General features: G+C 67.0%; 4 protein-coding genes. All 4 read left to right on the top strand.

Annotated elements, in window-relative coordinates; all coding sequences use genetic code 11:
* The coding region (locus BN1056_RS03430; RefSeq protein ID WP_210579083.1) for a DNA primase family protein at positions 1–786 on the top strand (786 nt) is incomplete at its 5' end.
* Between the two features lie 1,169 nt (positions 787–1,955).
* The gene (locus BN1056_RS03425; protein ID WP_210579081.1) at positions 1,956–2,240 is read left to right on the top strand and encodes a hypothetical protein; all 285 of its coding nucleotides are present in this window, start codon (positions 1,956–1,958) and stop codon (positions 2,238–2,240) included.
* Positions 2,241–2,902: 662 nt separating this feature from the next.
* Positions 2,903–3,187 (top strand): hypothetical protein, encoded by a 285-nt coding sequence (locus tag BN1056_RS03420; RefSeq protein WP_210579079.1) that lies wholly within the window; start codon positions 2,903–2,905, stop codon positions 3,185–3,187.
* Between the two features lie 8 nt (positions 3,188–3,195).
* Positions 3,196–3,948: hypothetical protein (locus BN1056_RS03415; protein ID WP_210579077.1), on the top strand; the 753-nt coding region annotated here is incomplete at its 3' end.

Raw genomic sequence — 3,948 nt, 5'->3', positions numbered from 1 at the left:
AGCGCGCTGACCGCCACCGGTACCGGCGCGAACGCTAAGGGGGTCGCGTACAACGCCGTCCTGAACGCGCTCGGCGACTACGGGCACGCCGCCGAATCCACACTGTTCATGTCCGCACGCGGCAAGGCGTCCAACGCGTCCCCCGAGCTGATCGGGCTGATGGGCAGGCGGTTCGTCGTGACCTCGGAGACGGAACGCGATCAGCCGCTCGCGGCTGCGATGATGAAACAGCTAGTGGGTGGGGACCCGATCACCGCGCGCCCGCTGTACGGCAACCCTGTGACGTTCACGCCCACTCACACGGCTCTGATGGTCACCAACCACCTGCCGAAGGTTGCCGGGGACGATGCGGCGGTGTGGCGGCGTATCCGCGTGATTCCTTTCGACGTCACCATTCCCGAGGCGAAGCGTGACCCCGAGCTTGGGGAGAAACTGAAGCTGGAAGCCGACGCCGTGTTGGCGTGGGCGCTCGACGGCTGGGCTGACTACCGCGCCAACGGGATGCCGACGGCGGCGAAGGTCACCGAGGCCACCAACCGCTACCAGGCCGATTCGGATACGGTGGCCCGTTTCATCTCCGAGGCGTGCGCGGTCGCCCCGGCGGCGCGCGTGGGAGTTCAGGAGCTGTTCGGTGAGTTCCAGGCGTGGGCAGCGGCCGACGGCGCAGACCTGATCGGCAAGCAGGCCTTCGCTCGTCAGGTCGAATCACGAGGTTTCGTGAAGCGTCGCGCTGCAAGCGGGTTCGTTTTTCGTGGGCTCGGACTTCGAACCGACGAGGAGGGATAGAACCGCATCGTCATGACATCTAAGGGGTGTCTGCCACCGATCTCGGCAGCAGACACCCCTCAGTTTAGGTAAGTGCAACCTCGCGTGTTCACTTGATGTTCACCTTCCCTCAGTTTGTACCTACGCTTGCACCACGCCGTAAACGTTGGAATCATGCGGTAGTGCACTTTGTGTACTTTCAGGAGCAAACTTCTATACGCGCGCGCACGCGAGGGACTTTACCCATGAAAGTACACAAAGTGCACTACCCGCCCGCTCTCCCCGCCTTGATGAGGCGGGACCGCCTTCGTCATGCCCGGATCGTCGTTGTGGGCGCGCCTGGGGCACGATCGCCGTCTCCCCGGACGCCAGCACATGAGCGAGGCCGCGAGGCCCCCAGATCGCCTCCTGTGAAGCCTCAGTACCGTGGCCTCATCCTCCGGGCCGATCCGCGAGCGCCGGCCCGGCCTCCGGTCACGAACACGCAACCGGCCACNAGCGTCGCGCTGCAAGCGGGTTCGTTTTTCGTGGGCTCGGACTTCGAACCGACGAGGAGGGATAGAACCGCATCGTCATGACATCTGAGGGGTGTCTGCTGCCGAGATCGGTGGTGGACACCCCTCAGTTTAGGTAAGTGCAACCTCGCGTGTTCACTTGATGTTCACCTTCCCTCAGTTTGTACCTACGCTTGCACCACGCCGTAAACGTTGAAGTCATGCGGTAGTGCACTTTGTGTACTTTCATGGGTAAAGTCTCTCGCGTGCGCGCGCGTATAAAAGTTTGCTCCTGAAAGTGCACAAAGTGCACTACTCGCCCGCTCTCCCCGCCTTGATGAGGCGGGACCGCCTTCGTCATGCCCAGATCGCCACTGGGGGTGCGCCTGGGGCACGATCGCCGCCCCCCGGACGGCCAGCACACAGGGCACCCCGCTAGGCCGTCAGAACGTCTCCCGTGAAGCCTCCGCCCCGGCGTGGGCGGGCTCCTCGCCTCGGCCCGCGAGCGCCTGCCCGGCCTCCGGTCACGAACACGCAACCGGCCACGGCCCAGCACGGGACCCCGTGATCCGATTCTTCCCGCGTGATGACGGGCCAAACCCGCCAATCGTGTTAGCGAAATTAGGTACAGATTGAGGTTACGGCAAGGTATACTTGACGTGTCAGTAATTCCAACTCCGAACAGGAGCCCACCGCATGTCAACCACCTACGACCGCAACACCAGCCCCACCGACGACCTCGCCCTCCTCCTCGGCGACGCCACTCCGCGCGTGGTGCGCACTGCCGCCGCACACGGCCTTCGCATGGCCGAGGACGGCACCGAAGTGATCGAGCAGCCCGCGGACCCGGGCCTGCCGCCCCTGCCCGACGACGAGGAGGAGGACGACGCCGCCGATCCCGTGGCTGTGGCTGCCACCCGCGGTGGGGCGCGTATCGCCCGTACCGCCGCCACCATGACCGCCACCACCGCACTCCTCTAAGGCGAGGCCCCCGTGAGCAACGAGTACAGCCTGACCGGGCCGGACGGCCCATTCGGAGCCGACTACCTGCGCCTCCTGCACGAGGCCGCCGCACTGGAACCAATGCCCCCGACCGTCGCGGAGGCGCTGACCGGGGAACCCGACGAGATCATCACCGCCATGGCCGACACCCTGGACGATGACGGCACCCCCGCCCCGGCGCTTACCTGGCAGACGCTGTGGCCGGCGCACCGTGAGCAGGCCAAGCGGCGGATCGCCGAAGCGTTGGAGCACCTGGCCCTGCACGGCACCGAAGGTGCGGGCGCGGTCACCCTCAACCAGGTCATCTGCCGGCTCGGGCACGTGAAGGAGACCAGTGACCTGGAAACCCGCAGCATCATGCAGGAGATCGTCAACCGGCCCGCCCTCACCGCCGCGTCGGCGGCCGCCCTTACCGGCCAGCCCAAGACCGACTTCAACGAGCACGTCGCCTGGGAGGGCCTGACCAGCGCCCAGCAGGCCGCCATAGTGCGCCGCGTCCACCACGCCGTGCGACTCCTACACGACGATGACACCGAAGTGACCTTCAAGACCGTGANTTAGCGAAATTAGGTACAGATTGAGGTTACGGCAAGGTATACTTGACGTGTCAGTAATTCCAACTCCGAACAGGAGCCCACCGCATGTCAACCACCTACGACCGCAACACCAGCCCCACCGACGACCTCGCCCTCCTCCTCGGCGACGCCACTCCGCGCGTGGTGCGCACTGCCGCCGCACACGGCCTTCGCATGGCCGAGGACGGCACCGAAGTGATCGAGCAGCCCGCGGACCCGGGCCTGCCTCCCCAGCCCGACGACGACGAGGAGGACGACGCCGCCGATCCCGTGGCTGTGGCTGCCACCCGCGGTGGGGCGCGTATCGCCCACACCGCGGCCGCCATGGACCCGGCCACCGCCCTACTGTGAGAACACCCGTGAGCACCGAGTACAGCTTGACCGGCCCGGGCGGCCCATTCTTCGGCGACTACATCCGCATCCTGGGCGAGGCCGCCGACCTGGACCCCATGCCCCCGACCGTTGCGGCGGCGCTGATCGGGGAGCCCGCCGAGATCGTCACCGCCATGGCCGAGCAGATGGACGCGGACGGCACCACCGCCCCGGCGCTGACCTGGCAGACGCTCTGGCCCGCCCACCGCGAGCAGGCCAAGCGGAGGATCGCCGAGGCGTTGGAGTACCTGGCCCTGCACGGCACCGAGGGTGCCGGGGCGGTCACCCTCAACCAGGTCATCTGCCGACTCGGGCGCGTGAAGGAGGCCAGCGACCTCGACGCCCGCAGGGTCGTTCAGGAGATCGTCAACCGGCCCGCCCTCACCGCAGCGTCGGCGGCCGCCCTTACCGGCCAGCCCAAGACCGACTTCAACGAGCACGTCGCCTGGGAGGGCCTGACCAGCGCCCAGCAGGCCGCCATAGTGCGCCGCGTCCACCACGCCGTGCGACTCCTACACGACGATGACACCGAAGTGACCTTCAAGACCGTGACCCGTACAGCCGGTCGCCGCGACTACGACAAGCGCGTCACCGACCTGTACACGCGCAGGATCATCGAGCACCTGTCCAATGCGGGGAAGGTCCGCACCGCCACCGCGGAGAAGGTGTGCGGCACGCCGGAGGGGGAGCTGACCCGGTGGGGGCCGCGCATCGCCTGGGGGTGGATCGACCCGAGGTGG

It is taken from the genome of Actinomyces succiniciruminis (assembly GCF_900002405.1).
GTDB classification, from domain to species: domain Bacteria; phylum Actinomycetota; class Actinomycetes; order Actinomycetales; family Actinomycetaceae; genus Actinomyces; species Actinomyces succiniciruminis.
This window is presented reverse-complemented; position numbering and strand designations above follow the sequence as displayed.

Excerpts from the sequence above, each read along its gene's own strand:
- BN1056_RS03425 (WP_210579081.1), top strand. The coding sequence starts at position 1,956 with ATGTCAACCACCTACGACCGCAACACCAGCCCCACCGACGACCTCGCC.
- BN1056_RS03420 (WP_210579079.1), top strand. The coding sequence starts at position 2,903 with ATGTCAACCACCTACGACCGCAACACCAGCCCCACCGACGACCTCGCC.